The sequence below is a fragment of the Halorubellus litoreus genome (assembly GCF_055378595.1).
This window is the reverse complement of sequence record NZ_AP043836.1, coordinates 2,009,091-2,031,498: the sequence shown is the minus strand read 5'-3', so window position 1 is coordinate 2,031,498 and position 22,408 is coordinate 2,009,091. Positions and strand designations below refer to the sequence as shown.

Here is a 22,408-nt window from a genome sequence, read left to right as displayed (position 1 = left end):
CGTCCCGACGAGTCCAGTTCACCGATTGCACCAACTGATCCGAGAAGGTCTCTCCGAGAGACTTCCGAGTTCTGTTTAGACATCCAAGAAAAAGAGAGAATTAATGACTTTTAAATATTTTTATTTTATAAATTTATACATATACGGAGTGGAGTACATGGGCCAGATTTCCCCCCCCCACATGATAGAATTCATATCATGAATTAATTTTCGCCCAAACTTAGAATATCACTGAGACAGTCTCCGAACCCAAACCGGTCAGCCGTGCGAGAATGCTTTTCCGCCCTGCGGGAGTACCGCCGGTATGTCCCCGAGGAACTTCCTGTTCTGTTCGCTCGATGCGGCACTCTGCGGTGACCTCGCGTGGCAGGTCGGTCGGGAGGGCCACGACGTGAAGTACTACGTCGAGCACGACGCGGACCGCGACATCGCCGACGGGTTCGTCGAGAAGACCGACGACTGGCGCGGCGAGTTGGACTGGGCGAACGTCGTCGTGTTCGACGACATCTGGGTCGGCGACGAGGTCGGCACCGGCGAGCTCGCGGCGGAGCTGCGCGCGGACGGACACGCCGTCGTCGGCGGAACGCCCGCGACCGACCGCCTGGAGGACGACCGCGGGTACGCGATGTCCGTGCTCGAGGAGACCGGTATCGAGACCGTCGAGCACCGCGAGTTCACGGACTTCGACGACGCCATCGAGTACGTCCGGTCGAACCCGGCGCCGTACGTCGTCAAACCCCTCGGCGAGGTCCAGAACGTCAAACGACTCGTGTACGTCGGCCGGGAGCGCGACGGGAGCGACGTCGTGGACGTCCTCGAAGCGTACGAGTCCGCGTGGGGGCACCGCATGAAGGGGTTCCAGCTGCAGCGCCGCATCGACGGCGTCGAGGTCGCCGTCTGCGGGTTCTTCGACGGCAACGAGTTCGTCGACCCGATCAACTTCAACTTCGAGCACAAGAAGCTGTTCCCGGGGAACGTCGGACCCTCCACCGGCGAGATGGGGACGGCGATGTTCTGGGCTGGCCGGAACCGCCTGTTCGAGGAGACCCTCGGGAAGCTCGAGGAGTGGCTCGCCGACGAGGGGTACGTCGGCAGCATCGATCTGAACTGTATCGCGACCGACGACGGCGTCTATCCCCTGGAGTTCACGCCGCGCTTCGGGTATCCGACGATCGCGCTCCAGGAGGAGTCCATCCTCTCGGGGAGCGGCGAGTTCCTCCACGACCTCGCGCACGGCATGAATCCGGAGCCGACGGTGCATCGCGGGTTCCAGATCGCGGTGCGCGTGGTGCTGCCGCCGTTCCCGTTCGACGACGAGAAGACGTACGACGAGAGTTCGCGCAACGCCGCGCTCGTGTTCGACACCGAGGACGGTCGACCGCCCGAGGGCGTCCACATCGAGGACGCGAAGCGCGTGACGCCGGACGGGGAGCCCACTGCGGACCGCGACGGCGAGTGGCGGGTCGCGGGCGGGACCGGGATGCCGCTGGTCGTCACGGGGATGGGCGAGACGATGCAGGCGGCCCGCGAGCAGTGCTACGACCGCGTCGACCAGGTTCTCGTCCCGAACCTGTACTATCGCGACGACATCGGCGAACGGTGGATCGATGGCGAGGGCGACCGCCTGCACGCGTGGGGCTACCTCGGCCCGCAGTAGGCGTCGGCGACTGCGGTCGCTGGCCGGTGGACTCCCGGCGTCAGAACTCGGTTCCCTTGCGGGCGCGAACGCCGTCGTCGAACGGGTGACGCTGTTTCTTGACGTTCGTGACGAGGTCGGCGCGTTCGGTGACGTACGTGGGGTCGTCGTGGCCGCCGGTGAGGACGAGTTCGAGCGCGTCAGGCTTCGACTCGACGAGGTCGGCGACGGCGTCGGGCGCGACGAGGTCGCGGTTCGCGGCGTAACAGAGTTCGTCGAGGACGAGCATGTGGACGCCGTCGTCCGCGGGCGCTTCGAGGTCGAGTGGTTCGGTGAGGTCGGCGTCGTGCGCGGCGTCGATGAGCTCGCGGGCGCGCTCGAGGCCGCCCTGGGCGCGGGCTTCGTGGTCGACGTCGTCGGTGCCGTCGTTCATCGCGTGCCAGCCGTAGTGCCCGGAGTGCTCGTACGTGAACCCCGGGACGGCGTTGATGGCGTTGTACTCGCCGCGGACGTCCTCGACGCTCGCCGCGCCGCCCTTCATGAACTGGAGGAGGTGCACGCGGTAGCCGTGGCCGGCGGCGCGAAAGCCCATGCCGAGCGCGGCGGTCGTCTTCCCCTTCCCGTCACCCCACCAGACCTGCGTCCGCCCGAACTCCGCGGGCGCCGCAGGCTGGATGTCGTGTGCGTCGAGCGCACCAGCGTCGTCGGTTCCGTCGGGCGTATCGGCGTCGCGAGGCATACGTCGACGGTCGACCGCGGGTCGCTTCAGTCCTCGCCTTCTCGACGGCTCTTGTTCGGCGCGTCAGTCCGCGCCGTCGCGTGCGCCGTCGACGATGGCGATGGCGGCGTCGAGTTCGTCCTCGACGACGCCGTGCCCGATACCCTGATAGATTCGTTCGTCGACGTCCGCGCCGAGTCCCTCGAGGACCTCGGTGGTCTCGTGGACGCGCTCGAGTTCGATGTGGGGGTCGTTCTCGTCGCAGCCGACGAAGACCGGGGTGCCCGCGAGGTCGCCGTCGTCGGTCGCGTACCCTTCGATGGAGACCTCGGGCCCGATGAGGCCGCCGCTGAAGACGACGAGGCCACCGTAGCGCGCGGGATGCGTCGCGACGTACTCGCTCGAGAGGCACGCGCCCTGGGAGAACCCGAGGAGGACGACGTGCTCGCGCCCGACCGCGTCGACGGCCTCGGCGACGACGCCGTCGACCTTCGCGAGCCCGGAGTCCAGGCCGGGCTGGTTCGACTCGGTCGGCGCCGTGAACGGGTTCGGGTACCACGTCCGACCCGCAGCCTGTGGCGCGAGGGACGCGACGTCGTCGAACCCGAACTGCTGGGTGAGCTGGAGCATCGACTCCGCGGTCGCGCCGCGGCCGTGCGCGCAGACGACCGCGGCGGTCGCGTCCGCGAGGTCTGCACCAGCGGTCGCAACCGGCTGGTCGCCGTGCGGGTCGTCGCCACTGTGCGGGTTCCGGCCTCTCATCGCGCTCGCCCTCCGCGTCTCGACTTCGGACGTGTCATACCTCGAGTTACGGACGCGAGCGGTTTAGCCGGTTGCCTCCCGGTAGGGGCGATGCACTCGTTCGACGCCGCGTTCAGGCGGCCGTGGGTTCGTCGACGAACTCGAGGACGGCGTCGGCGGACTGGAAGCCGTCGGCGACCCGGCGGACGGGTTCGCCGTCCTCGTAGTACACGAGGAGCGGGACGCTCGTGACGTTCAGGCGCTCGACGAGCGGCGGGTCGTCGCGCGGGTTGACGAGCGCGACCGCGACGTCGGTCGCGCGAGCGACGTTCCCGAGCACCGGCTCCATGGACGCGCAGATACCGCAGCCGTCAGTGTAGGCTTCCAGCAGCACGCGGTCGTGCGATTCGAGGAACGCGTCGAGTTCGGCTTCGTCGGCGAGATACGTCGGTTTCTGGGAGTCACTCATCGGGGCATGATAGGGCGTCGAAGCGTTTCAATCCACGGCGGGGAGACGAGGAGCGAGTCAGTCCGCGGCGCCAGTCGTCCGCTCCGCGCTCAGTCCAGCGGCGACGCCGGCAGTCGATTCAGTCCGCGGCCTGCCCTTGCTGGGCGTTCTGGGCGGTGCGGAGGAGTTCGCGGTAGCGGTCGCGGATGGTGACCTCGCTGACGTCCGCGGCGTCACCGACTTCGCGCTGCGTGAGGTCTGCGTCCTCGAGGAGACCGGCGGCGTAGATGGCGGCGGCGGCGATACCGACGGGAGACTTCCCGGAGTGGACGGCCTCGCGCTTGGCGGTCTCGACGAGTTCGCGGGCGCGGCGTTCGACGGCGTCGGGGGCGTCGAGGTCGCTCGCGAACCGCGGCAGGTAGCTCGCGGGGTCCGCGGGCTGGACCTCCAGGGAGAGTTCGCGGACGATGTAGCGGTACGTGCGCGTGAACTCCTGTTCGTCGACGCGGGAGACGCGCGTCACCTCGTCGACGGTGCGCGGCGACCCGGCCTGGCGGGCGGCGGCGTGCAGGCTCGCGGTCGCGACGCCCTCGATGCTGCGCCCGGGCAGGAGGCCGTCCTCGAGCGCGCGCCGGTAGACGACGCTCGCGGTCTCCCGGACGTTCTTCGGGAGCCCCAGCGCCGACGCCATGCGGTCGATCTCGCCGAGGGCCTGCTTGAGGTTGCGTTCCTGGCTGTCGCGCGTGCGGAAGCGCTCGTCCCACGTCCGCAGGCGCTGCATCTGCTTTCGCTTCTGCGCGGAGAGGCTGTTCCCGTACGCGTCCTTGTTCTGCCAGCCGATGGTGGTCGAGAGCCCGTCGTCGTGCATCATCTTCGTGGTGGGGGCGCCGACGCGGGACTTCTCGTCCTTCTCGCTGGCGTCGAACGCGCGCCACTCCGGGCCGCGGTCGACCTCGTCCTCGCTGACGACGAGCCCGCAGTCCTCGCAGACGGTCTCGCCGCGCTCCTCGTCGACCGCGAGGTGCCCGCTGCACTCGGGGCACGTCGTCACGCTCTCGTCGTGCTCGTGCTCGCGTTCGTCGGCCTCGTCGGCCTCGTCGGCCTCGTTCGCCCGGGCGCGTGTACCTGGTCGCGTCCGCGTCGGGCTCTCGTCCGCTCGCGAGCGTCGAGTGTCGAAGCGTTGGGTCGTCATACACACTCGTTTCTCGGACAGCCCCGAATAGGTTCGTTCGGCATTTGCCAAACGGCCTGGTCGAGTGAGAGGGGGAGCCACCACTCACGTCCCGCGATTATCATCACTTAAATAACCACCGGCGAAACAGTTAGGTTGGCATATGCCAAACGAACGGGCGTGAGAGAGTACGTCTTCACGCTCGAGTACGACCGCGGCGTCGACCCCATCGCGGACGTCTTCATCGACCACCCCGAAGCCATCGCGCGCTCGGTCGCCTGCAACGTCGTCGGCGAGGACATGTGGCGCATCGACCGATTCAGCGGTCCCGAGCACGCCATCGACGCCCTCGAAGAGCTCGTGCTCGACGCGAACCGGTGCAACGAATGCCCCGAAGGCGCCTGCGACTCCTACCGCGAACACGAACTCCTCGAGACCAACGCGACGACCGCCACCGTCTACACGTACCGCCAGGGCATCGACGCCTGCCCCGCCCTGCCCTACCCCGCGAGCGAGCACCTCGGCCCCGGCCTCTTCTTCGAGACGCGGCGCCGCGGGAACGAGTACGTCTGGCGCATCCTCACGCGCGACGACACCGGCGCCGGCGAACTCTTCGACCACGTCCGCGACTCGTTCCCCGACAGCATCGGTATCTCCCTCAGTCAGACCGGCGACCCCACGCACTGGGGCGACGGCGACGACGACCGCGACGAACTCCCCTACGAGCAACGCGCCGCGCTCGAAGCCGCCGTCGACGCCGGATACTACCAGACTCCGCGCGAGAGCACGCTCGCCGAGGTCGCCGAGGACGCCGGCATCCCGCGGTCGACGCTCCAGTACCGCCTCCAGAACGCCGAGACGTGGCTCGCCACCGAGTTCACCGAAGGCTGCCTCGGCGTCGACGACGACGTCCCCGAACGCGCACCCTGACGGATCCAGGGAGAGAGCGCGCTCCTTAACACCGCGCCCACCATAGGACGCCTACGAATGGACGGCGAAGTCGCCCCCGATGACGTCGAAACGCTCCGCGCAGCCGACGACGTCGACCTCTGTATCGTCGACATCAGGAATCCCTCGAGCTACGCCCGCGGCCACATCCCCGGGTCGCGGAACGTGCCACTGCCCGAACTCACGAACGCCGTCGACGCGCTCCCCGACGCCGACCGCGTCGTCACCGTCTGCCCGCACGGCAAATCGAGCGTGCAGGCCGCACGCCTCATCGCGTCCTACGAGGGCGTCGACGCCCCCGTCGAGAGCATGGCCGGCGGCCTCACCGCGTACGACGGCGAACTAGCCACCGGCACGCCCGACGCCGACGGCGACGCCACCGACGGCCCCAGCGCGCCCTTCTAACGCCGTCGCTCGCGGTCGTCCGAACTCGCTTCTGACGCTCTCGCTGCCACCGCAGCACTCCTCGACGCACCGAACGGGACCGGCGGCGCTAGCGCTCGCGAGTGGTGAACGAACCGGAAGGAGAGGGAGGTCAGGCGACGTTGAATCCGCGGTCGCGGAGGAAGTCCTCGATGCGGCCCGAGTGGTTCCCCTGGAGTTCGATGTGGCCGTCCTCGACGGTCCCGCCACAGGCGAACTTGGACTTCAGGTCCGACGAGAGGGAGTCGATGTCGACGTCCTTCGATTCGAACCCTTCGATGACCGTTACCTCTTTCCCGTATCTGCGCTCGTCAATGCGGATGGTTATCTCCGTATCTCCCTTGGCCACGTCCTCGCAGACGCAGAGTTCCTCGGGGAGCCCGCACGTCGAGCAGACTTCCGACATTACGATTCGAAGTTACGGCGTCGTCATATTAAACACTATCGGGACTCCGGGACCCGAATAAAACTCGAACCCGGACGCGTCGGCGCGTTTCCGGGGGGTTCGCCGGGATAAGGCGCCGCGGGACGCATCGACGAGGCGACGCGACGCGAACGCCCGGTCGGAGTAGCGGCGTCGCGGACGCTAGCGGAACCGTCGGAGTAGCGGCGTATGCGCTCGCACGGTGTCGTCGACGAGCGCGACGACCTCGTCCGCCTCCGCCTCGTTGACGCCGTTCCCGTACACGGCGTGCTCGTAGAGCTCGCCGACGCGCGTCACCTCCTCGTCGAGGCCGGCGCGCGTCAACGCCTCGATGTACGCGGGCGGTGACTCGTCGACGTGGCGCGCCCGGTAGTGGCGCTCCAGCAGGAGCTCCAGGCGTTCGACCGCGCGCTTCACGTCGGTCTCCGGGTCGACGCGACCGCCGTGCCAGTGGATCTTCGCCGTGCGGAGCGCGCGGTCGGTCGCTCCGGTCCGGTGCGCGCCCGCGGCGAGTCCGACGAGCGCGACGAACGCGACGAACAGCGTCTCCGGCGGGATCGGCCCGCCACCGCTGCCCTCGTCGCCGCCGTCGCTGGCGTTCGTCGTCTCCCCGCCCGTCTCGAGCGTGAAGTTCCCGCCGCCAGCGACCGTCGTCCCGCCGAGATTCGGGTTCCGGAACGTCTGCTCGGTCCGGTTCACGTCCGTGGCGTTCGTCGCCGGCGTCGTCGACGGCGTCGTCGTCGTCAACGGCGCGTCCTCGCTGTCGTCGACGTCGACGTTCGCGTCACCGTCCTCGCGCGCCTGCTCGATGCGCTCGACCTCAGCGGACTGCCGCGGGCCAGCGGGCGTCGGGTCGAACTTCACCCAGCCGACGTCCTCGAAGTACACCTCGACCCACGCGTGCGAGTCCGACCCGCGGACGAGCCACTCGTTGTCGTCGACCTGCTGGCCGGGCGTGTACCCGACCGCGAACCGCGCCGGGATGCCCTGACTCCGGAGCATCATCACCATCGTCGTCGCGTAGTACGTACAGTACCCCTGCTCCATCTCCAGCAGGAACTTCTCGGCGATGTTCCCGCTCGGGCGGTCCGTGTCGAGCGAGTACCCGCGGTTCCCCTCGAGCCAGTCCTCGATGGCGACCGCGGTCTCGTAGGGGTTCTGGGCGTCCGCCTGGGACACGATGCGTTCGGTCTTCGACGTGAACGCCTCCGAGAGCCCCTGCGCTTCCGTGTAGCGGTTCTCGACGCGCGTCGGGTAGTTGGTCCCGGTCGCGCGCAGCGTCTCCTCGTCCGCAGTCGGGACTGCACTCACGACGCTGTACCGGTCGCCCTCGCGGAACCGGACGTCGGATTGGATGCCGCCGTTGAGCGTCACCTTCGTGAACTCGCGGACGTCACCGCGGACCTCGACGGGCTGGTTCGCCGCCGGCATCACCTTCGCCGGCGCGAGCACCTCGAACGTCTGACTCACGCGCGTCGTCTCCCCGGGCGGTTCGTCGAGCAGACTCGGCGAGTAATCCCTGGACTCGCCGCTACGCAACCACGTCTGTCCCGTGAAGCGGTCGTAGGTCGCCACCCGCCAGTACTGCGCCTGGTCGGCCTCGACCTTGAACCGGACCTCCGGCGACAGCCGGATGGAGCCGACGATGGGCGCCCGCCCGGTCTCCGCGGTCAGACTCCCTTCGACGGTCGCCGCGCCCTCGCCGCCCGCTCGCGGCAACAGGAGCGGACTCCCGGGGAGCACAGGTACGGAGGAGATGACGAGCATCGCTGCGAACAGCAAGATGAGGACGTCCACCTGCTTGAGCGTCCCACCGCGGCGTTCGAGTTCGCCGAACCCGACCGCCGCAATACCCGCGACGGCGCCGAACAGCAGCGGGACGCGCCCCAGCAGGACCGGCGCGTCGCCGGTCATGATGAGGACGGCGAGCGCGAGCCCGGCGACGCCCACCGCGGCGACGTACCGCCGTCGGAGCGCGAGGTACGTCGTGATGAACACCGGCGCGGGCGCGAACCCGAGGATCCACACGGTCGGTTCGACGAGCTTCAGAACCCGCCATCCCGTGAGGAGCGCGAACGCGTCGGTGAGAATCTGGCCGCCGCGCGTCGTCAACGACACGACGCCCAGCGGCGTCGCGAGCAGGTACGCGAGGCCGCCCGCGAACACGAGCACGACCGTGAGGATGGCGGCGACGCGCTCGCCGACGGTCCGCGAGAGCGCGTACCCGCCCGCGACCGACCCGAGGACGACCGCCGCCAATTCGGGCGTCCCACCGACCGACGGCACCGCCGTCAGCTCGAACAGGACCGCGAGGAACGTCGCCGTGATACCGGCGACGCCCGCGAGCGCGAGCACGCGGAAGCGATTCGATTCGGACTCCTCGTCGGACGCGAACCGCGCCCCGAGCCGATCGACGGTGCTCATATCGACACCTCCGCGCGACGAGAACAGTCAGTGATACTCATATCGACACCTCCGCGCGACGAGAACAGTCAGTGATACTCATATCGACACCTCCTCCCGAGCGGGAGCGTCGCGGACGAACGACGAAAACGGGACCTCGCGGTCGGCCATCTCGACGCGTACGCCCGTCGACTCGCTGCCCGTGACGACGACGTTCGCGCGCTCGCGGTGCTCGTCGGGAACCTTCCCCGGGCCGACGGTCGCGAGCAACGACAACAGTGCCTCCCGGTGGTCCGCGCCCGCATCCGTCTCGAGTTCGCCGTTCGGCGCCGACAGGCCGACGCGGATGCCCGAATCGAGGAGGTAGAGCGCGATGCTCGCGGTCGCCTCCGCGACGTGGTCGTCCCAGCCGTCAGCGCTCTCGCACGCGATGTGGACGTCGCCGACGTCCTCCTCGCTCACGAACTGCTTCACGACGAGGTCGTTCGCCGCACGCTTCGCGCTCGACTTCCAGTGCACGTCGCGCAGCGAATCCCCGCGGTCGTACTCGCGGAGACTATCGAACTCCTCGCGGTTGTGCTCGAACCCGCCCTCCGGCAGGAGGTTGAGCTCGTGCCGGGTCGACCCCGTCAGCGCGTACACGCGCGGGTAGACGAGCACGCTGTCGCGATGCCCGTACCGGTGCTCGGCCTCCGCGAGCCCGAGCACGTCCACGATGCGGACCGAGAGCGGCCCGAGGTCGTGCTCGCCGCGGTCCGTGTACGTCACGTCGTACGCGAGGTCGCGCGTCCCGAGCGTCGCCTCGAAGTACGCACCGTCGAGTTCGAGGCCAGGGCTAGCAGTATCCTCGACGGTCGCCGCGACCGGCGACCCGACGTCGAACGACAACGTCACCTGCTTCGTCTCGTCGATGAACCCCGGGTCGGGAACGCGTCGCGTCACCTCCGGGCGGCCCGCACGCCGCACCTGGACGGCCGCGCCGACGACCGCCACCAGCACCGGGATGACGATGACGCCGAGCGCCTGCGCGCCGAACACGAACGACGCGAGCACGCCGAGGACGACCACGCCGAGCGCCGCCTTCCCGCGTCGAGTCAACCGCATCTCACTCGACCGGAACCGTCTCGATGGCGTCCGCCACCACTTGCTCGCCCTGGTCCTGCGGCCCGCTCGCCGACAGCCGGATGCGGTGACTGAGCACGCGCGGCGCCTCCGTCTGCACGTCCTCGGGCGTCACGTACCCGCGACCGCGGACGACCGCTCGCGCCTGCGCCGCCCGCATCAGCGCGATGGTGCCACGAGGCGACACGCCGAGCTTCGCGTTCTCGCGCGTGTACGCCGCGATGCGCGTCCCGTACTCGCGGACCGCTTCCTTCACCGTGACGTTCGCGACGGTCTCGCGCGCCTGCCGGATGGTCGCAGTATCGGTGACCGACGTCAACGACTCGATGGGGTGATGGCCGACCGCACGCGCGACGACCTCCGACTCCTCGGCCTCGTCGGGGTAGCCGAGGTGGAGTTTCTTCATGAAGCGGTCGACCTCCGCGAGCGGCAGCTCGTACGTTCGGTTCGGCTCCACGGAGTTCTGGGTCGCGATGACCGTGAACGGCTGCGGGAGCATCCGCGTCGTCCCGTCGACCGTCACCTGCTGTTCCTCCATCGCCTCAAGGAGCGCGCTCTGGGTCTTCGGCGGCGCACGATTGATCTCGTCGCCGAGGACGACGTTCGCGAACACCGGCCCCTTCTGGAACTCGAACTCGCGGGTCTTCTGGTTGAAGACGTTCACGCCCGTGATGTCCGACGGCAGGAGGTCCGGCGTGAACTGGACGCGTTTGAACGAACACTCGATGGACGCCGCGAGCGCTCTCGCGAGCATCGTCTTCCCGACGCCCGGGACGTCCTCGAGGAGGACGTGCCCGCGTCCGAGCATCGCCGTGACGACGTGCTCGATCTCGTCGTGATGCCCGACGATGACGTCCTCGACGTTCGCGATGACGTCCCGACTGACCTGCGCGGCTTCCTCGACCGGGAGCGATTCCGGGTCTGTTTCTGGGCGACTCGACTGCGGCGTCGCATCTGGAGTGTTAGCGTCCGTCATGTGTTATCGTCTGACAGCGCCGGTGTGTGGACCGGCGACCGACCTGGAGGGCGGTCAATCCCTTCGCAGTGCGTGCGACCCTCGCGGCAGCTGGGCGTCGCCGACGCTACCGACGGTCGAACCCGCGCGCCCCGTGCCCGAGCGTGACACACCACGTACTGTCAGTGTGTAGCGGTCGCTGCCATGTAACGTTGCCGGGGACACAAAATTTCGTTTGTCCGAAGCTGTCCTGCGATTAGAGGCGCGTGAGGTTCTCGGCGCGCGGGCCCTTGTCGGCCTGCACGATGTCGAACTCTACCTCCTGTCCCTCTTCGAGGTCGGGGCCGCCGATGTCCTCCATGTGGAAGAAGACGTCCTCGTCCGCGTCCTCGGTGTCGATGAAGCCGTAACCGCCCGTGTCGTTGAAGAAGTCGACCGTACCTGTTGGCATACGCTTGCATGAAGGACGTTGGCAAGCATAAAGGTTGTCACGAGCAAGATTCCGCGGTTTCCGGGCTCGAAACCCCCGTACTACCAGGGTTTGCACGCTGCGCAGACGTCGCCGCCGTCGTCGTCGGCGACCCACAGCCGCTCGACGACCGCGTCACAGACCGCACACGCCGCACCGGCTGGCTCGTACCGCGACGTCGACACCGCCGGTGACGCCGACGCCACGCGTGCGGCGACGGTCGACTCGGTCGCGTCACTCGGGCCGCTCCCGTCATCCGACAGTTCGTCGGCGCCCTGGGCGTCGTCGCCGCACTCCTCGTCGTCGGTCCCGTCCCCTGCATCGCGCCCGACGAACTCGTCGATGGAAGCGTCCTCGGTCATATCACGTTCGAGGAGCGGCCGGGCCTTGAGCGCAACGGACAAGTACCCGCGCTCGAAGGGTCGAGTATGAGCACCGGAACGTTCTGGCTCGTGTCCGAACTGCAGACCGCCGCGGAGTCGTTCGGGACCGCCGCGAGCGTCGACCCGCTATCGGCCGCACTCGTCCTCATCGGCGGCCTCATCACCGCAGGGGCGTCCCTCGCCTTCGGCGCACTCGCCCTCGGCGGCATCCTCGACGCATTCGGCGACAGTTTCTCGCAGTCCCCGCCCCCTGGTTCGAACTGAACCACGACGAAGCGCGAAGCCAAGGCGAAGTCCAGACGACCGACCGCTGACGGCCACGTCGCCGACACGGGTTACGCTCTCCTCGCACTCACCAAGACCTCAGCAGCCCAGCGAACCCGGAATCCCGTCGATGACGGTCACCGCACGCGGTCGAGCGCGTCGGCACTCAGCTCGATCGCGGCTTCGACGTCCGGGCCGAGTGGCGCCGCGGCGACGATGCCGTCCGCGTGGTCGAGGATACCCTCGAAGCGGTCGGCGACGGTCGCTGGCGTCCCCGCGATACAGAACGCGTCCAGCATCGCGTCCGTCACGGCCGCGCCAGCCTCTCCGAACTCGCCCGCGGAGACCGCGTCGCCGACCGCCCCAGCGCGCTCCCGGTCGATACCGTGGCGGTCGAGCACCGGCGGCGGCGCACCGCCGACGATGAACGCGACCGGAATTCGAGCCGCCTCGCGCGCCGCCGTCTCGTCCTCGGCGACGCTCACGCTCGCGTACGCCAGGAACGACACGTCACCGTACTCGTCGGGGCGCTCCGCGCGGCCTTCGGCGACGCGCTCGGCCGCCCACGCGACGTCCCGCGGATGCGACCCGTTGTAGAGCACGCCGTCGGCGTGCTTCGCCGCCATCCGCGTCATGTGCGGGCCCTGCGCGCCCACGAACACCGGAATCTCGCCCGGCGGCTCGTAGTTCAATCGCGCACCGTCCGCGACGAACGTCCCGTCGTGCTCGACGCGCTCGCCGTCGAACAGGTCCTGGGCGACCTTGAACGACTCCAGGACGCGCCGGAGCGGCCGGTCCTGGTCGACGCCGAGGTTCGCGAGCGTCGACCGGTCGCCTGCACCGAGTCCGTACATCCCCCGGCCGTCGCTCGCCTCCGCGAGCGTCGCCACACGTGACGCCTGCGTCACCGGATGCGTCTCGTACGGATTCACCACACCCGGCCCAAGTCGGACGCGCTCGGTTGCCTCGGCCATCCGGGACAGCGCGACGAACGGGTCGCGGTTGTTGTAGTGACTCGACGCGAACACCCCGTCGAACCCGCACGCCTCCGCGGTCTCCGCGAACCCGACGAGGTCCTCGACGGGATGCTCGGGCGTGATTTCAACGCCGAACTGGACGTCCTCACTCGTCATACTCCCACCCCCGCAAGGCCTGCCGGACGAAGTCACCGTCGACCGACCGATAGAGGTTCTCGCTTCCCTCGAGGTCACCGAAGTCCCAGTCGCGCACGACCGTCACGGGCGTTCCCGCGTCCGCTTCACCGGAGACGAGGTTCGCCGCCGCCGCGAGCTCGTCGACGACGCACTGCACCGTCACCTCGAGTTCGTGCCCGTCGCGGTCCGTCTCCCCGCGGTAGTCGCGACTCGCCGGCATCCCCGCATACCCGATAGCGACCCCGGTCTGGCCGTGCCGGAACGGCCGCCCGCTCGTGTCCGTCACCACCACCGGGTTCTGGTGTTCGAGCCTCTCGCGGATGCGAGCCGCGCTCTCGTCGGGGCGTTTCGGTAACAGGAGGACGTCGCCAGTGGGGACGTTCGACCGGTCGATGCCCGCGTTCACGCCGACGTGCCCGAACCGCGTCTCCGTCAGGAGGAACGGCGCCTCCATCAGGAGCTCCGTGGACTCCTCGAGCACCGCCTGCGCGAACCGCGGGTCCTTCTCCTCGCCAGTGAGGTCCGCGAGCCGGTCCGCGATCTCCCGCGCCCGCGGCCCTGCCGGGTAGTCCGCGAGGTCCGCGACGCGTCCCTCGGCCTTCGACACGACCGTCGACGCCACCACGACCACGTCCTCGGGCGCCAGGTCGAAGCGCGCGTCGACGAGCGCCGCGAGGTCGTCGCCCTCGCGGACCTCCGGGACGTCCGGGACCGACAGCAGTTCCATGCACGAGCGTCCGGGAGCCGCCCTCAAAGACCAACCGGTACCGGACGAGCTAGCCACGCCCGAGCGCACCGTCGTCGTGGCGCGCTCGCTCGTCAGCGCTCGTGGAGCGTCACGTCCACGCTGCCGTCGTCGACGTCGAGCTCGTAGCACGTCGTGCGCGTCGCCGGCGCCGCCCCGGTCGCACTCCCCGGGTTCAGGAGGCGGATACCGTCGACGGTCTCGTCGAGGACCTCGTGCGTGTGCCCCGAGAGGACGACGTCGGCGTCGTGCTCGCGGCCGACGTCGAGGACGCGCTCGCGATAGGATTCGACCGGGCCGGTCCCGTGCGTGACCGCGAACCGGACGCCCTCGCGCTCGAAGACCTCGACGTCCGGAAGATCGAGACTCGCGGGGTCCATGTTCCCCGCGACGACGGTCGCGTCCGGCACCAGTTCGCGGACCGCCTGATACGACGATTCCGCGTCGAAGTCACCCGTGTGGACGACGTGGTCGGCGTCACGGACGACGTCCGCGACCCACTCGGGGATGCTGCTCGCGCGAGACGGCACGTGCGTGTCGCCGAAGACGACGAGTCGCATACGCGGGGGTACGGCGAGTCGGAACTAAGTTCCCCGGGGCGGTCGAACGGGCGCGTATGACCGACGAGGAGACCCACGTCGTCACCGCGTTCGCTCGGCACGACGGCCACGTCCTGCTGTGTCGACGCAGCGAGCACGTCGGGACGTACACCGGACGCTGGGGCGCCATCTCGGGGTACGCCGAGGGCGACCCGGACGAACAGGTACTCGTCGAACTCCACGAGGAAGCCGGGTTCGAGACCGACGCCGTCGACCTGGTGCGCGCCGGGTCGACCGTCGACGTTCGCGACGACGACCTCGACACGCACTGGGTCGTGCACCCGTACCTGTTCGACGTCGACGACCGCGACGTCGCCGTGAGCGAGGAGCACGAGGCCTGCGAGTGGGTGCACGCGACCGAGATGCTCCGCCGGGACTGCGTGCCCGGCCTGTGGGCGGCGTACGAGCGCGTCGCACCGTCGGTGCGGTCGATCACGGCCGACGACGAGCACGGGGCGGCGGCACTGTCGGTGCGTGCACTCGAAATCCTCCGAGACCGCGCGGGCGTCCTGCGTGCCGAAGGCGCGTCCCCGGAGGCGGCAACGGACGAGGTCGCGGACCTGGCACGGCGACTGTGCCGGGCGCGCCCGAGCATGGCGGTCCTCGAGAACCGCGTGAACCGCGCGATGGCGACCGCGGACGCGGACGCGGCGAGCCTGGAGACGGCGGCGATGGACGGTATCAACCGCGCGGTCCGCGTGGACGTCGACGCGGCCGAACGCGCCGCGGCGCTCGTCGGCGACCGGACGGTCCTGACGCTGTCGCGGTCCGGAACCGTCCTTCGCGCGCTCCAGGAGGCGAACCCGACCGCGGTGTTCGTCGCGGAGTCCCGTCCGGGGAACGAGGGCGTCGGCGTCGCGGAGCGATTGCTGGCGGACGCCCCGACGACGCTGCACACGGACGCGGCGGTCGGGCACGTGCTCGCGACGGAGGACGTGGACTGCGTGCTCGTCGGGGCGGACGCGGTGCTCGCGGACGGTCGCGTCGTGAACAAGACCGGGACGCGGTTGGCGGCGGTGGCGGCAGCCCACGAGGAGGTCCCGTTCTTCGTGGCGTGCGCGACGGACAAGGTCCGCACGGACGACACCGTGAACCTCGAGTCCGGGCGGCGGTCAGCGGTCTACGACGGGTCGGCGCCGCTGGACGTGACGAACCCGACGTTCGACGTGACGCCCGCGCACCTCGTGGACGCGGTCGTCACCGAACGCGGCGAGCTGGACCAGAGCGACGTACGCGAGGTCGCGGACGAACTCGCGTCGCTCGCAACGTGGGACGACGACGCCGACCGTGAGGCCGACGACGACGGCGACGCTGCGGAAGGGGCTGACAACGACGACGCGTCGGCGGCGAACCGACGGTAGCGGTCGGCGGCGCTCGCGATCGGCTCGCGGCGGGTTCGTGCGACGGGACGTCGTCGGGTTTCGCGAGGCCGTCGCACGACAGTGGTCAGGGCACGTCGCTCCTCGCCGCGGCATCCGACTTGAACCCCTGCTTCCGGGCGCTCGGTGGACCCGGCGGCGAGTCGAAACGCGCAAGACGCCGCCGGGTGAACGTCCCGGTGGCGGCAGTGACGAAGCGTTACCCCCACCGAGCCCCGTCTGACGAGGGATTTTCATCCGAGCCGCCACTCCGACGTTCGACGAGCGACAGCGACGCCGTCGCGTGGTTCCGGTCGGTGTGACAGGTGTGACAGTCGTGACCTGCAGGACCGCCGCTGGTTCTTGTAGGGGTGTGCTTCGTGTAGGTATGAACGTACGACGCATGACGGACCTGGACCGTGGCGCTGTCGCGAACCTGCATCGGCGGTCGGCGCGCGAACTCGGCGCCGAAGCGTACGACGAGGAGACGGCGAAGGCGTGGGCGGGCGACCGCTGTCACTGCGATTACGACCTCGCGGACGCGGACTCGGCGTTCGTGGTTGCGGTGACGGCGCCGGACGTGACACGCGGGCCGCGCGTGGAACGCTCGCCGGGCGGTGGCGAGGGGGACGTTGCGGGGTTCGCGCACCTCGACCTATCCGCGGGCGAGGTTGTAGCAGTGTACGTCAGTCCGACCTACGCCGGCGAGGGCGTCGGCTCGATGCTCCTCTCGCACCTCGAGGCGCGCGCTCGCGACGACGGGGTCGAATCGCTCTCGGTCGCGTCGTCGCTGAACGCGGTCGGGTTCTACGAGCACCACGACTACGCCGTCACCGAGTCGGCGACGGTCGAGACGCGCGGCAACGGTGTTACCGCGACGCTCGACGTCCGCGTGATGGAGAAGTCCCTCGAAACCGAGGTGTCCAGCGTCCAGTCCGCGGAGGTCCCGGCGGCGTCCCGGTGAGCGCGACGCCAGCCTGGAGACCGCGTCGACGAGACGACCGTCAGAAGAACTTGAAGAGGTCGTCGCGCTTCGCTTCGTGGAGGTGCGTGCGGACCGCGTCGTTCAGCGGCTGTATCTGCCCGCGCTTGGCGGTGATGGGCGCGACGGTGTCCTGCCACTGCTGCCACGGCGGGAACAGCCCGAGGCGGTCGCAGAGGTCGTTCAGGCGTTCCTCGCGGTCGTCGACCTTGTCCATCTTGTTCACCGCGACCACGGTCGGCACGCCGAGGTCCTCGAGGACGTAGAACATCTCGACGACGTACGGGATCTCGTCCTCGCCGCTGTGGCGGTCGATGATGTCGACGACGCTCTTCCCGTCGACGACGATGACCGCGACGAGGAAGTTCGCGGCGTACTCCTCGAGGTACGCGACGATGTCGTCCTTGATCTGCTCGCGGTGGTCCTCGTGGACGCCGGACATGAACCCGAACCCGGGGAGGTCGGTGAGCACGAAGTCGTCGCCCGCCCAATCGTAGTGGTTCGGCTCTCGCGTCACCCCCGGCTTCTGGCCGGTGTCGAACGTGTGGCCCGTTATCTCCCGCATCAGCGTGGACTTCCCGACGTTCGACCGGCCGACGAGAACGATCTCGTCCGAACGGTCGGGACGCGTCTCGAACATACCACTCGTACCCGACCGACGGGGAAAAGCATGACTCGTTGAGCTCGCCAGCCGGCCAACTGCGATTGCGCGCCAGCGAGCGAGCGTTCAAGTGCGAAGCCGCGACCAACGCCGGGGCGTGCCGTGAGTCGACCCCGGTCGCCCGAGGCGGGAGTGTGGCACAGCACCGGGGCGCGTCGCGTGCCACCTGCTCGCCACGACGCCTGCTGTCAGCAGCGCGCTCGGGCAACGCCGCGACGCTCGTCGAACGACGGCGCGAGAAACCGACCAGGGCGCCCGGGTCGGTCGAGGAGGACCCCCGACATATTTCTCCGCGGGTCGCGTCGCGTGACTCGTGCGACTCGTCCAAGTGATGGTGCCGGCCGGGAAACGCGAGACGGTCCTCGGCGCGCTCGACGACGAGGGCATCGATTACGCCGTCACCGACGAGACCAGCGGCCGCGAGTACACCGCGGTCGTCTCGTTCCCGCTCCCACAGGCCGCGGTCGAGCCAGTGCTCGACTCGCTACGGGAAGCCGGCCTGGAGCGCGAATCGTACACGGTCGTCGTCGACGCCGAGACCGTGCTCTCGAAGAAGTTCGAGGCGCTCGAAGCACGGTACGAGGCGGACGAGGACACGACCGGTGACCGCATCGCTCGCGAAGAGCTGGCGGCGCGCGCCCAGGACCTCGCGCCGCGATTCACGACGTACGTCCTGATGACGGTCGTGAGCGTCGTCATCGCGACCGCCGGTATCCTCCTGAACTCGCCGGCGGTCGTCGTCGGGTCGATGGTCATCGCGCCGCTCATCGGGCCGGCGATGGCGACCGCGGTCGGGAGCGTCATCGACGACGAAGCGCTGTTCGGTCGTGGCCTGAAACTCCAGGTGCTCGGGTTCGCGATCGCGATCGCGGCAGCGGCGCTGTTCGCGTGGTTCGTGAAGACCGTGCACTTCGTCCCACCGGGATTGGACCCGACGACGATAGAGCAGGTGTCCTCGCGGCTGACGCCGGACTTCCTGTCGCTCGCGGTCGCACTCGGGGCCGGTATCGCCGGCGCGGTGTCGCTTCGCTCGGGGGTGTCCGCGAGTCTCGTCGGCGTCATGATCGCGGTCGCGCTCGTCCCCCCGACCGCCGTCATCGGCATCGGTATCGCGTGGGGGCTCCCCGTCGTCGTACTCGGCGCGAGCGTGCTCGTCGCCGTGAACGTCCTCTCCATCAACCTCGCGGCGATGTCGACGCTCTGGTACTCGGGGTACCGGCCGGACAACTGGCTGCGTCGCGACCAGGCGCGGACCGCGACGCTGTTCCGCATCGGCGTTCTCGTCTCCGCGATCGTCCTCCTGTCCGTGTTCCTCGGTGGGACGACGTACATCTCGTACGCGACCGCCATCGCCGAACAGGACGTCCGCGACGACGTCGAGGGCGTGCTCGACCAGGACGCCTACGACCGTGTGCGTCTCGTCGACCTGGAGACGACGGAGACCGACCAGCTCTGGGAGCAGCCCACGGACCCGATGCCCGAGCACGTGGTCGTGACGGTGTCTATCCCGCCGGGCGCGACCTATCCTGGACTCGCAGCGGACGTCCGCGCAGCCATCGCGGGCGAATCCAATGGCGTCACGGTCGAGGTCCGGTTCGTGGAGACCCAGCGCGCACCCCGGGTCGCCCCGCCGGAGGTCGCGTCCGTGCCATCACCGGACCACGCCAACGCCATTCGCTCGCTAGAACCACCCGCTCACACGCCTCAGTTAGGTGAAGTCGCGGTTTCACGGTGACGTAGGTTCTTCTCGGTAGCGAGCGTACGGTGGGTATGCATTCACGAGTTCTGCAGGTGCTTGCGGTGGCGTTCGTCGTCGCGACCGCGGGCTGTCTCGGTTCCATCGCCGGGACGTCGAACGCTGCGGCGCCCGCGCTCGCGGGTGGTGACGGCGTGGCGACGAACACCATCGACGTGCGTTCGACCGCGAGCGTCACCGCCGCACCGGACCTCGTCGTCGTCCACGTCGCCGTCGTCGGCGAGGGCGATACCGCCGAGGCGGCCGCCCGTGCGGCGGCGGCGGACGCCGACGGCCTCCGTTCGGCGCTGGACGGCGTCGTCGACCGCGACGGCCAGGCGGTCGACGTCACCGTCGAGAACGCCGGGTATCACCTGTCGCCGCGCTACGATTACTCGCGGGAGTCGCGCGAGATCGTCGGCTATCAGGCGACGCAGTCGTTCCGCGTCGAGACCGCCGCGGTCGACGCTGCCGGTGCGGTCGTCGACGCGGTCGTCGACGGTGGCGCGAGTCGCGTCCACGGCGTCACGTTCACGCTCAGCGACGACGCACGCGCCGACCTCCGGAGTGACGCACTCACCGCCGCGATGGAGAGTGCGCGCGCCGACGCGGACGTCCTCGCCGCAGCAGCCGGTGTCAGCGTCGACGCGCTCGCCGGGGCGAGCACCACGAACGTCGACGCGACGCCGTACTACCGCGGGTACGCCGAGGACGCCGGCGCCGACGGCGCCGCCACCTCGTTCGAACCGGGCGACGTCACCGTCACCGCGACCGTCACCGTCGCCTACACGTACGAGTAGCGGAAAGAGAGGGACGTCAGTTCTCGTCGAAGGGCAGTTCGGGCTCGTAGTCGATGACGTCGACCGCCATGTCGAGGACAGCGTCGACGTTCTCGTCCTCGGTGATGCTCATGTACGCGTCCGCGTCCACGTCCGTCGACCGGTCGCTCTTGTTACAGATCGTGAGGACGGGGACGTCGTCGAATCGCGACTCGACCTCCGCGAGGAGTTCGAGCTGTGACTCGAGCGGGTACCCGCAGTCGCCGCTCGCGTCTATCATGAACAGCACGCAGTCTCCGAGGTGCGTGAGCGCCGACACCGCTTGCGCTTCGATGTCGTTCCGTTCGTCCTCGGGTCGGTCCAGCAGCCCGGGCGTGTCCACGATCTGGTAGCGGAGGTGACCGCGCTTGAAGTGCCCGACGCCGATGCCTTTCGTCGTGAACGGGTAGCTCGCGGTCTCGCCGCGCGCGGCCGTGACGGCGTTCACGAACGAGGACTTCCCGACGTTCGGGTAGCCGGCGACGACGATCGCGGGCTCGTCGGGGTTGATGTCGGGGAGCGTCTTCAGGTCGTCGCGCGCCTCGCCGAGACGGAGGAGGTCGTCCTCGACCTCCTCGACGACGTCGGCCATCCGGGCGAACGCTTGCTTCCGGTGTTTGCGTGCCGTGTCGGTGTCGGTCTTCCGGAGTTTCGACTGGTACTCGTCGCGGATCTCGGCGGTCTTCCGGCTCGCCCACGTCACCTCGTTCAGGCTCTTTCGGACGGCGTCGACGTCGACGATGGCGTCCGCGAGCTCGTAGTAGAACGGGTCGATCGTGGAGAAGTCCGGCCACGCGGTGACGACGTTCTCCAGGTTGTCCGAGAGGATGTTCGACGCGGTCGTCAGCATCGACTGCTGGGCTTCCAGTCCGGACTTCGCGCGTCCGGAGCGCGCCGCCCGCGAGAACGCCTTGTCGATGAGTTCCTCCGACCGTGGTGTCGTGGGGAGGTTCTCGAAAATCATGTGCAATCGTACACGACTGCGACGTAAAAGCGCGTCTATCGGGGCGTGGGCGTGTCACGCCGCGGCGTGGTCGGTGTCGCGCTGTCTCGACGACGGCGTCAGCGACTACCGAGGAATTCGCCGGGGCACCACGCCCAGAGGTCTTCGCCGTCGGTGAAGTGGACGCCCCACCACGTGTAGCCGTCCTCGTCGACGGGCCCGTTCACGATCTGGCCGTCGGTTGAAGCGGGCATGACCTTGATGGCGGTGGCGTCGAGCCCGGGTTGTTCGCGGACGTAGACGTCGGCGGTGGTCTCGACGAGTTCGTCCATGACGAACTTCTGGGGGGCGCCGGCGTCGAGGTACTGTTCGACCGACCAGCCCCAGACGTCCTGGTCCTGCCAGTGGAGCCCCCACCACGTGTAGCCGTCTTCGTCGACGGGCCCGTTCACTATCTCGGCGCGGGAGTCGGCGGGGATGGTGTCGACGAGTGCGGCGTCCGTGCCGGGTTGTTCGCGCGTGTTGAGGTCGGTGGTGTTGTGCACGATGTCGCCGTCGGCGAACGTCGGGTCGCTACCGCCACCGCCGCTGCCGCCGTCGTCGACGAGCGACATGAGGTAGTCCCAGTCGAACGTGCTGCCGGGGTCCTGTTTCCCGCCCGTGACCTGGTCGCAGTCGTAGGGTGAGGGGACCTGTTCGTGCCCGATGACGCCGCCGTCGCCGTCGTACGCGCTACACGGTGCGAGGTCGTACGTCGGGTGTTGGGCGGGGACGTCGTACGCGTCGCAGACGTACTGGATGATGTCGGCGGTCTGCTGGTAGATGGCGTCGTTGAAGTCGGTCTCGTCGGCGTAGCCTTCGAGTTCGATGGAGACGCCGGTGTCGTTGTACGGGCCGTTGCCTTGCGTCCACGCGACGTCGTCGAGGCGCACCATCTTCGTCGTCTGGTCGGGTTGGTTCCCGACGACGTAGTGACTGGAGACGTTCGAGTCGGGGTTCTGGAACCAGCTGATGCAGCCTTCGTAGCTGCCTTCGATGGTGTGGACGACGATCCAGCGGACGTCGCTCGGGCCGCGGGAGGCGTACTCGAAGTTGCTGTCGTCGGCGGGCCGCCAGTCGTCGGTGGGGTCGGTCGCTGCGCTGGTGGTGGTCGCGAGGCCGCCGAGTGCGAGGGCGCCCAGTCCGGTGCCGGTCGCGCGGAGGATGTCTCGTCGAGACCCGTTCATGGGACGCGAACGCATACCGAGGACGGGTTGTTGAAGCTTGTTGAACAGCAAGCAACGCAGAGAGAGTTTCCATTGGCTATTT

At 68.9% G+C, this 22,408-nt stretch carries 24 protein-coding genes; 8 read left to right on the top strand and 16 right to left on the bottom strand.

Annotated elements, in window-relative coordinates:
- Window positions 1-304: 304 nt before the first annotated feature.
- Window positions 305-1,657, top strand: coding sequence for a phosphoribosylamine--glycine ligase (locus ACZ48X_RS14290; protein ID WP_336349068.1), 1,353 nt, complete (start codon window positions 305-307; stop codon window positions 1,655-1,657).
- 40 nt (window positions 1,658-1,697) lie between these two features.
- On the opposite strand, the gene ACZ48X_RS14285 is transcribed toward ACZ48X_RS14290, so the two are convergent.
- The 4 genes from ACZ48X_RS14285 to ACZ48X_RS14270 form a co-directional block, all read right to left on the bottom strand.
- A complete protein-coding gene (locus ACZ48X_RS14285; RefSeq protein WP_336349069.1) occupies window positions 1,698-2,375 on the bottom strand; it encodes a cob(I)yrinic acid a,c-diamide adenosyltransferase in 678 nt (225 codons plus the stop codon).
- Between the two features lie 63 nt (window positions 2,376-2,438).
- A complete protein-coding gene (locus ACZ48X_RS14280) occupies window positions 2,439-3,116 on the bottom strand; it encodes an alpha/beta hydrolase (RefSeq protein ID WP_336349070.1) in 678 nt (225 codons plus the stop codon).
- Between the two features lie 112 nt (window positions 3,117-3,228).
- A complete protein-coding gene (locus ACZ48X_RS14275) occupies window positions 3,229-3,564 on the bottom strand; it encodes a thioredoxin family protein (protein ID WP_336349071.1) in 336 nt (111 codons plus the stop codon).
- Window positions 3,565-3,682: 118 nt separating this feature from the next.
- Complete coding sequence (locus tag ACZ48X_RS14270; protein WP_336349072.1) at window positions 3,683-4,735, bottom strand: transcription initiation factor IIB; 1,053 nt, start codon at window positions 4,733-4,735, stop codon at window positions 3,683-3,685.
- A gap of 159 nt (window positions 4,736-4,894) precedes the next feature.
- Between ACZ48X_RS14270 and ACZ48X_RS14265 the strand changes: the two genes are divergently transcribed.
- Window positions 4,895-5,644: a helix-turn-helix domain-containing protein gene (locus ACZ48X_RS14265; protein WP_336349073.1), complete on the top strand. Its 750-nt coding sequence runs from the start codon at window positions 4,895-4,897 to the stop codon at window positions 5,642-5,644.
- A 57-nt stretch (window positions 5,645-5,701) separates the two neighbouring features.
- Window positions 5,702-6,067 (top strand): rhodanese-like domain-containing protein, encoded by a 366-nt coding sequence (locus tag ACZ48X_RS14260; RefSeq protein ID WP_336349074.1) that lies wholly within the window; start codon window positions 5,702-5,704, stop codon window positions 6,065-6,067.
- A gap of 130 nt (window positions 6,068-6,197) precedes the next feature.
- Here ACZ48X_RS14260 and yciH read toward each other — a convergent pair whose 3' ends face one another.
- From yciH to ACZ48X_RS14230, 6 genes are all read right to left on the bottom strand, one after another.
- Window positions 6,198-6,491 carry a stress response translation initiation inhibitor YciH gene (yciH, locus tag ACZ48X_RS14255; protein WP_166039521.1) on the bottom strand — a complete coding sequence of 98 codons (294 nt, stop codon included), beginning with the start codon at window positions 6,489-6,491 and terminating at the stop codon, window positions 6,198-6,200.
- A gap of 180 nt (window positions 6,492-6,671) precedes the next feature.
- Window positions 6,672-8,933: a transglutaminase TgpA family protein gene (locus ACZ48X_RS14250; RefSeq protein WP_336349075.1), complete on the bottom strand. Its 2,262-nt coding sequence runs from the start codon at window positions 8,931-8,933 to the stop codon at window positions 6,672-6,674.
- 78 nt (window positions 8,934-9,011) lie between these two features.
- Complete coding sequence (locus tag ACZ48X_RS14245; RefSeq protein WP_336349076.1) at window positions 9,012-10,016, bottom strand: DUF58 domain-containing protein; 1,005 nt, start codon at window positions 10,014-10,016, stop codon at window positions 9,012-9,014.
- Between the two features lies 1 nt (window position 10,017).
- Entirely contained in the window at window positions 10,018-11,010 is a 993-nt protein-coding gene (locus ACZ48X_RS14240) for an AAA family ATPase (protein WP_336349077.1), read from the bottom strand.
- A 235-nt stretch (window positions 11,011-11,245) separates the two neighbouring features.
- Entirely contained in the window at window positions 11,246-11,440 is a 195-nt protein-coding gene (locus tag ACZ48X_RS14235) for a cold-shock protein (protein ID WP_227132578.1), read from the bottom strand.
- A gap of 80 nt (window positions 11,441-11,520) precedes the next feature.
- Entirely contained in the window at window positions 11,521-11,820 is a 300-nt protein-coding gene (locus tag ACZ48X_RS14230) for a DUF7573 domain-containing protein (protein ID WP_336349078.1), read from the bottom strand.
- Between the two features lie 66 nt (window positions 11,821-11,886).
- Between ACZ48X_RS14230 and ACZ48X_RS14225 the strand changes: the two genes are divergently transcribed.
- A complete protein-coding gene (locus ACZ48X_RS14225; RefSeq protein WP_336349079.1) occupies window positions 11,887-12,105 on the top strand; it encodes a hypothetical protein in 219 nt (72 codons plus the stop codon).
- Between the two features lie 137 nt (window positions 12,106-12,242).
- Here ACZ48X_RS14225 and ACZ48X_RS14220 read toward each other — a convergent pair whose 3' ends face one another.
- The 3 genes from ACZ48X_RS14220 to ACZ48X_RS14210 form a co-directional block, all read right to left on the bottom strand.
- The gene (locus tag ACZ48X_RS14220; protein ID WP_336349080.1) at window positions 12,243-13,238 is read right to left on the bottom strand and encodes a 5,10-methylenetetrahydromethanopterin reductase; all 996 of its coding nucleotides are present in this window, start codon (window positions 13,236-13,238) and stop codon (window positions 12,243-12,245) included.
- Window positions 13,228-13,986 carry a coenzyme F420-0:L-glutamate ligase gene (locus ACZ48X_RS14215; RefSeq protein ID WP_336349081.1) on the bottom strand — a complete coding sequence of 253 codons (759 nt, stop codon included), beginning with the start codon at window positions 13,984-13,986 and terminating at the stop codon, window positions 13,228-13,230. Before ACZ48X_RS14215 ends, ACZ48X_RS14220 begins: the two co-directional genes overlap by 11 nt.
- A 92-nt stretch (window positions 13,987-14,078) precedes the next feature.
- A complete protein-coding gene (locus ACZ48X_RS14210) occupies window positions 14,079-14,564 on the bottom strand; it encodes a metallophosphoesterase family protein (protein WP_336349082.1) in 486 nt (161 codons plus the stop codon).
- 56 nt (window positions 14,565-14,620) lie between these two features.
- Here ACZ48X_RS14210 and ACZ48X_RS14205 point away from each other — a divergent pair, with 56 nt between their 5' ends.
- Window positions 14,621-15,964, top strand: a complete 1,344-nt coding sequence (locus ACZ48X_RS14205; RefSeq protein ID WP_336349083.1) for an eIF2B alpha/beta/delta subunit family protein — start codon at window positions 14,621-14,623, stop codon at window positions 15,962-15,964.
- Window positions 15,965-16,349: 385 nt separating this feature from the next.
- Window positions 16,350-16,925, top strand: a complete 576-nt coding sequence (locus ACZ48X_RS14200) for a GNAT family N-acetyltransferase (RefSeq protein ID WP_336349084.1) — start codon at window positions 16,350-16,352, stop codon at window positions 16,923-16,925.
- Window positions 16,926-16,965: 40 nt separating this feature from the next.
- On the opposite strand, the gene engB is transcribed toward ACZ48X_RS14200, so the two are convergent.
- Window positions 16,966-17,583, bottom strand: coding sequence for a GTP-binding protein EngB (gene engB / locus ACZ48X_RS14195; protein WP_336349085.1), 618 nt, complete (start codon window positions 17,581-17,583; stop codon window positions 16,966-16,968).
- Between the two features lie 334 nt (window positions 17,584-17,917).
- On the opposite strand from engB, the gene ACZ48X_RS14190 reads away from it, so the two are divergent.
- Window positions 17,918-19,339, top strand: a complete 1,422-nt coding sequence (locus ACZ48X_RS14190; RefSeq protein WP_336349086.1) for a TIGR00341 family protein — start codon at window positions 17,918-17,920, stop codon at window positions 19,337-19,339.
- 35 nt (window positions 19,340-19,374) lie between these two features.
- Complete coding sequence (locus ACZ48X_RS14185) at window positions 19,375-20,139, top strand: SIMPL domain-containing protein (RefSeq protein WP_336349087.1); 765 nt, start codon at window positions 19,375-19,377, stop codon at window positions 20,137-20,139.
- Between the two features lie 16 nt (window positions 20,140-20,155).
- Here ACZ48X_RS14185 and ACZ48X_RS14180 read toward each other — a convergent pair whose 3' ends face one another.
- Window positions 20,156-21,121 (bottom strand): NOG1 family protein, encoded by a 966-nt coding sequence (locus ACZ48X_RS14180; protein WP_336349088.1) that lies wholly within the window; start codon window positions 21,119-21,121, stop codon window positions 20,156-20,158.
- Between the two features lie 98 nt (window positions 21,122-21,219).
- On the bottom strand, window positions 21,220-22,326 hold the full coding sequence (locus ACZ48X_RS14175) for an N-acetylmuramoyl-L-alanine amidase (protein ID WP_336349089.1): 1,107 nt from the start codon (window positions 22,324-22,326) through the stop codon (window positions 21,220-21,222).
- Window positions 22,327-22,408 lie beyond the last annotated feature (82 nt).

What these genes read in the sequence shown, in the direction of transcription:
- ACZ48X_RS14285 (WP_336349069.1), bottom strand. Translation starts at nt 2,375, where the DNA reads ATGCCTCGCGACGCCGATACGCCCGACGGAACCGACGACGCTGGTGCG.
- ACZ48X_RS14230 (WP_336349078.1), bottom strand. Translation starts at nt 11,820, where the DNA reads ATGACCGAGGACGCTTCCATCGACGAGTTCGTCGGGCGCGATGCAGGG.
- ACZ48X_RS14225 (WP_336349079.1), top strand. Translation starts at nt 11,887, where the DNA reads ATGAGCACCGGAACGTTCTGGCTCGTGTCCGAACTGCAGACCGCCGCG.
- ACZ48X_RS14240 (WP_336349077.1), bottom strand. Translation starts at nt 11,010, where the DNA reads ATGACGGACGCTAACACTCCAGATGCGACGCCGCAGTCGAGTCGCCCA.
- ACZ48X_RS14275 (WP_336349071.1), bottom strand. Translation starts at nt 3,564, where the DNA reads ATGAGTGACTCCCAGAAACCGACGTATCTCGCCGACGAAGCCGAACTC.
- ACZ48X_RS14205 (WP_336349083.1), top strand. Translation starts at nt 14,621, where the DNA reads ATGACCGACGAGGAGACCCACGTCGTCACCGCGTTCGCTCGGCACGAC.
- ACZ48X_RS14185 (WP_336349087.1), top strand. Translation starts at nt 19,375, where the DNA reads ATGCATTCACGAGTTCTGCAGGTGCTTGCGGTGGCGTTCGTCGTCGCG.
- ACZ48X_RS14260 (WP_336349074.1), top strand. Translation starts at nt 5,702, where the DNA reads ATGGACGGCGAAGTCGCCCCCGATGACGTCGAAACGCTCCGCGCAGCC.
- ACZ48X_RS14290 (WP_336349068.1), top strand. Translation starts at nt 305, where the DNA reads ATGTCCCCGAGGAACTTCCTGTTCTGTTCGCTCGATGCGGCACTCTGC.
- ACZ48X_RS14280 (WP_336349070.1), bottom strand. Translation starts at nt 3,116, where the DNA reads ATGAGAGGCCGGAACCCGCACAGTGGCGACGACCCGCACGGCGACCAG.
- ACZ48X_RS14220 (WP_336349080.1), bottom strand. Translation starts at nt 13,238, where the DNA reads ATGACGAGTGAGGACGTCCAGTTCGGCGTTGAAATCACGCCCGAGCAT.
- ACZ48X_RS14175 (WP_336349089.1), bottom strand. Translation starts at nt 22,326, where the DNA reads ATGAACGGGTCTCGACGAGACATCCTCCGCGCGACCGGCACCGGACTG.
- ACZ48X_RS14215 (WP_336349081.1), bottom strand. Translation starts at nt 13,986, where the DNA reads ATGGAACTGCTGTCGGTCCCGGACGTCCCGGAGGTCCGCGAGGGCGAC.
- ACZ48X_RS14180 (WP_336349088.1), bottom strand. Translation starts at nt 21,121, where the DNA reads ATGATTTTCGAGAACCTCCCCACGACACCACGGTCGGAGGAACTCATC.
- yciH (WP_166039521.1), bottom strand. Translation starts at nt 6,491, where the DNA reads ATGTCGGAAGTCTGCTCGACGTGCGGGCTCCCCGAGGAACTCTGCGTC.
- ACZ48X_RS14200 (WP_336349084.1), top strand. Translation starts at nt 16,350, where the DNA reads ATGAACGTACGACGCATGACGGACCTGGACCGTGGCGCTGTCGCGAAC.
- ACZ48X_RS14210 (WP_336349082.1), bottom strand. Translation starts at nt 14,564, where the DNA reads ATGCGACTCGTCGTCTTCGGCGACACGCACGTGCCGTCTCGCGCGAGC.
- ACZ48X_RS14235 (WP_227132578.1), bottom strand. Translation starts at nt 11,440, where the DNA reads ATGCCAACAGGTACGGTCGACTTCTTCAACGACACGGGCGGTTACGGC.
- ACZ48X_RS14245 (WP_336349076.1), bottom strand. Translation starts at nt 10,016, where the DNA reads ATGCGGTTGACTCGACGCGGGAAGGCGGCGCTCGGCGTGGTCGTCCTC.
- engB (WP_336349085.1), bottom strand. Translation starts at nt 17,583, where the DNA reads ATGTTCGAGACGCGTCCCGACCGTTCGGACGAGATCGTTCTCGTCGGC.
- ACZ48X_RS14270 (WP_336349072.1), bottom strand. Translation starts at nt 4,735, where the DNA reads ATGACGACCCAACGCTTCGACACTCGACGCTCGCGAGCGGACGAGAGC.
- ACZ48X_RS14250 (WP_336349075.1), bottom strand. Translation starts at nt 8,933, where the DNA reads ATGAGCACCGTCGATCGGCTCGGGGCGCGGTTCGCGTCCGACGAGGAG.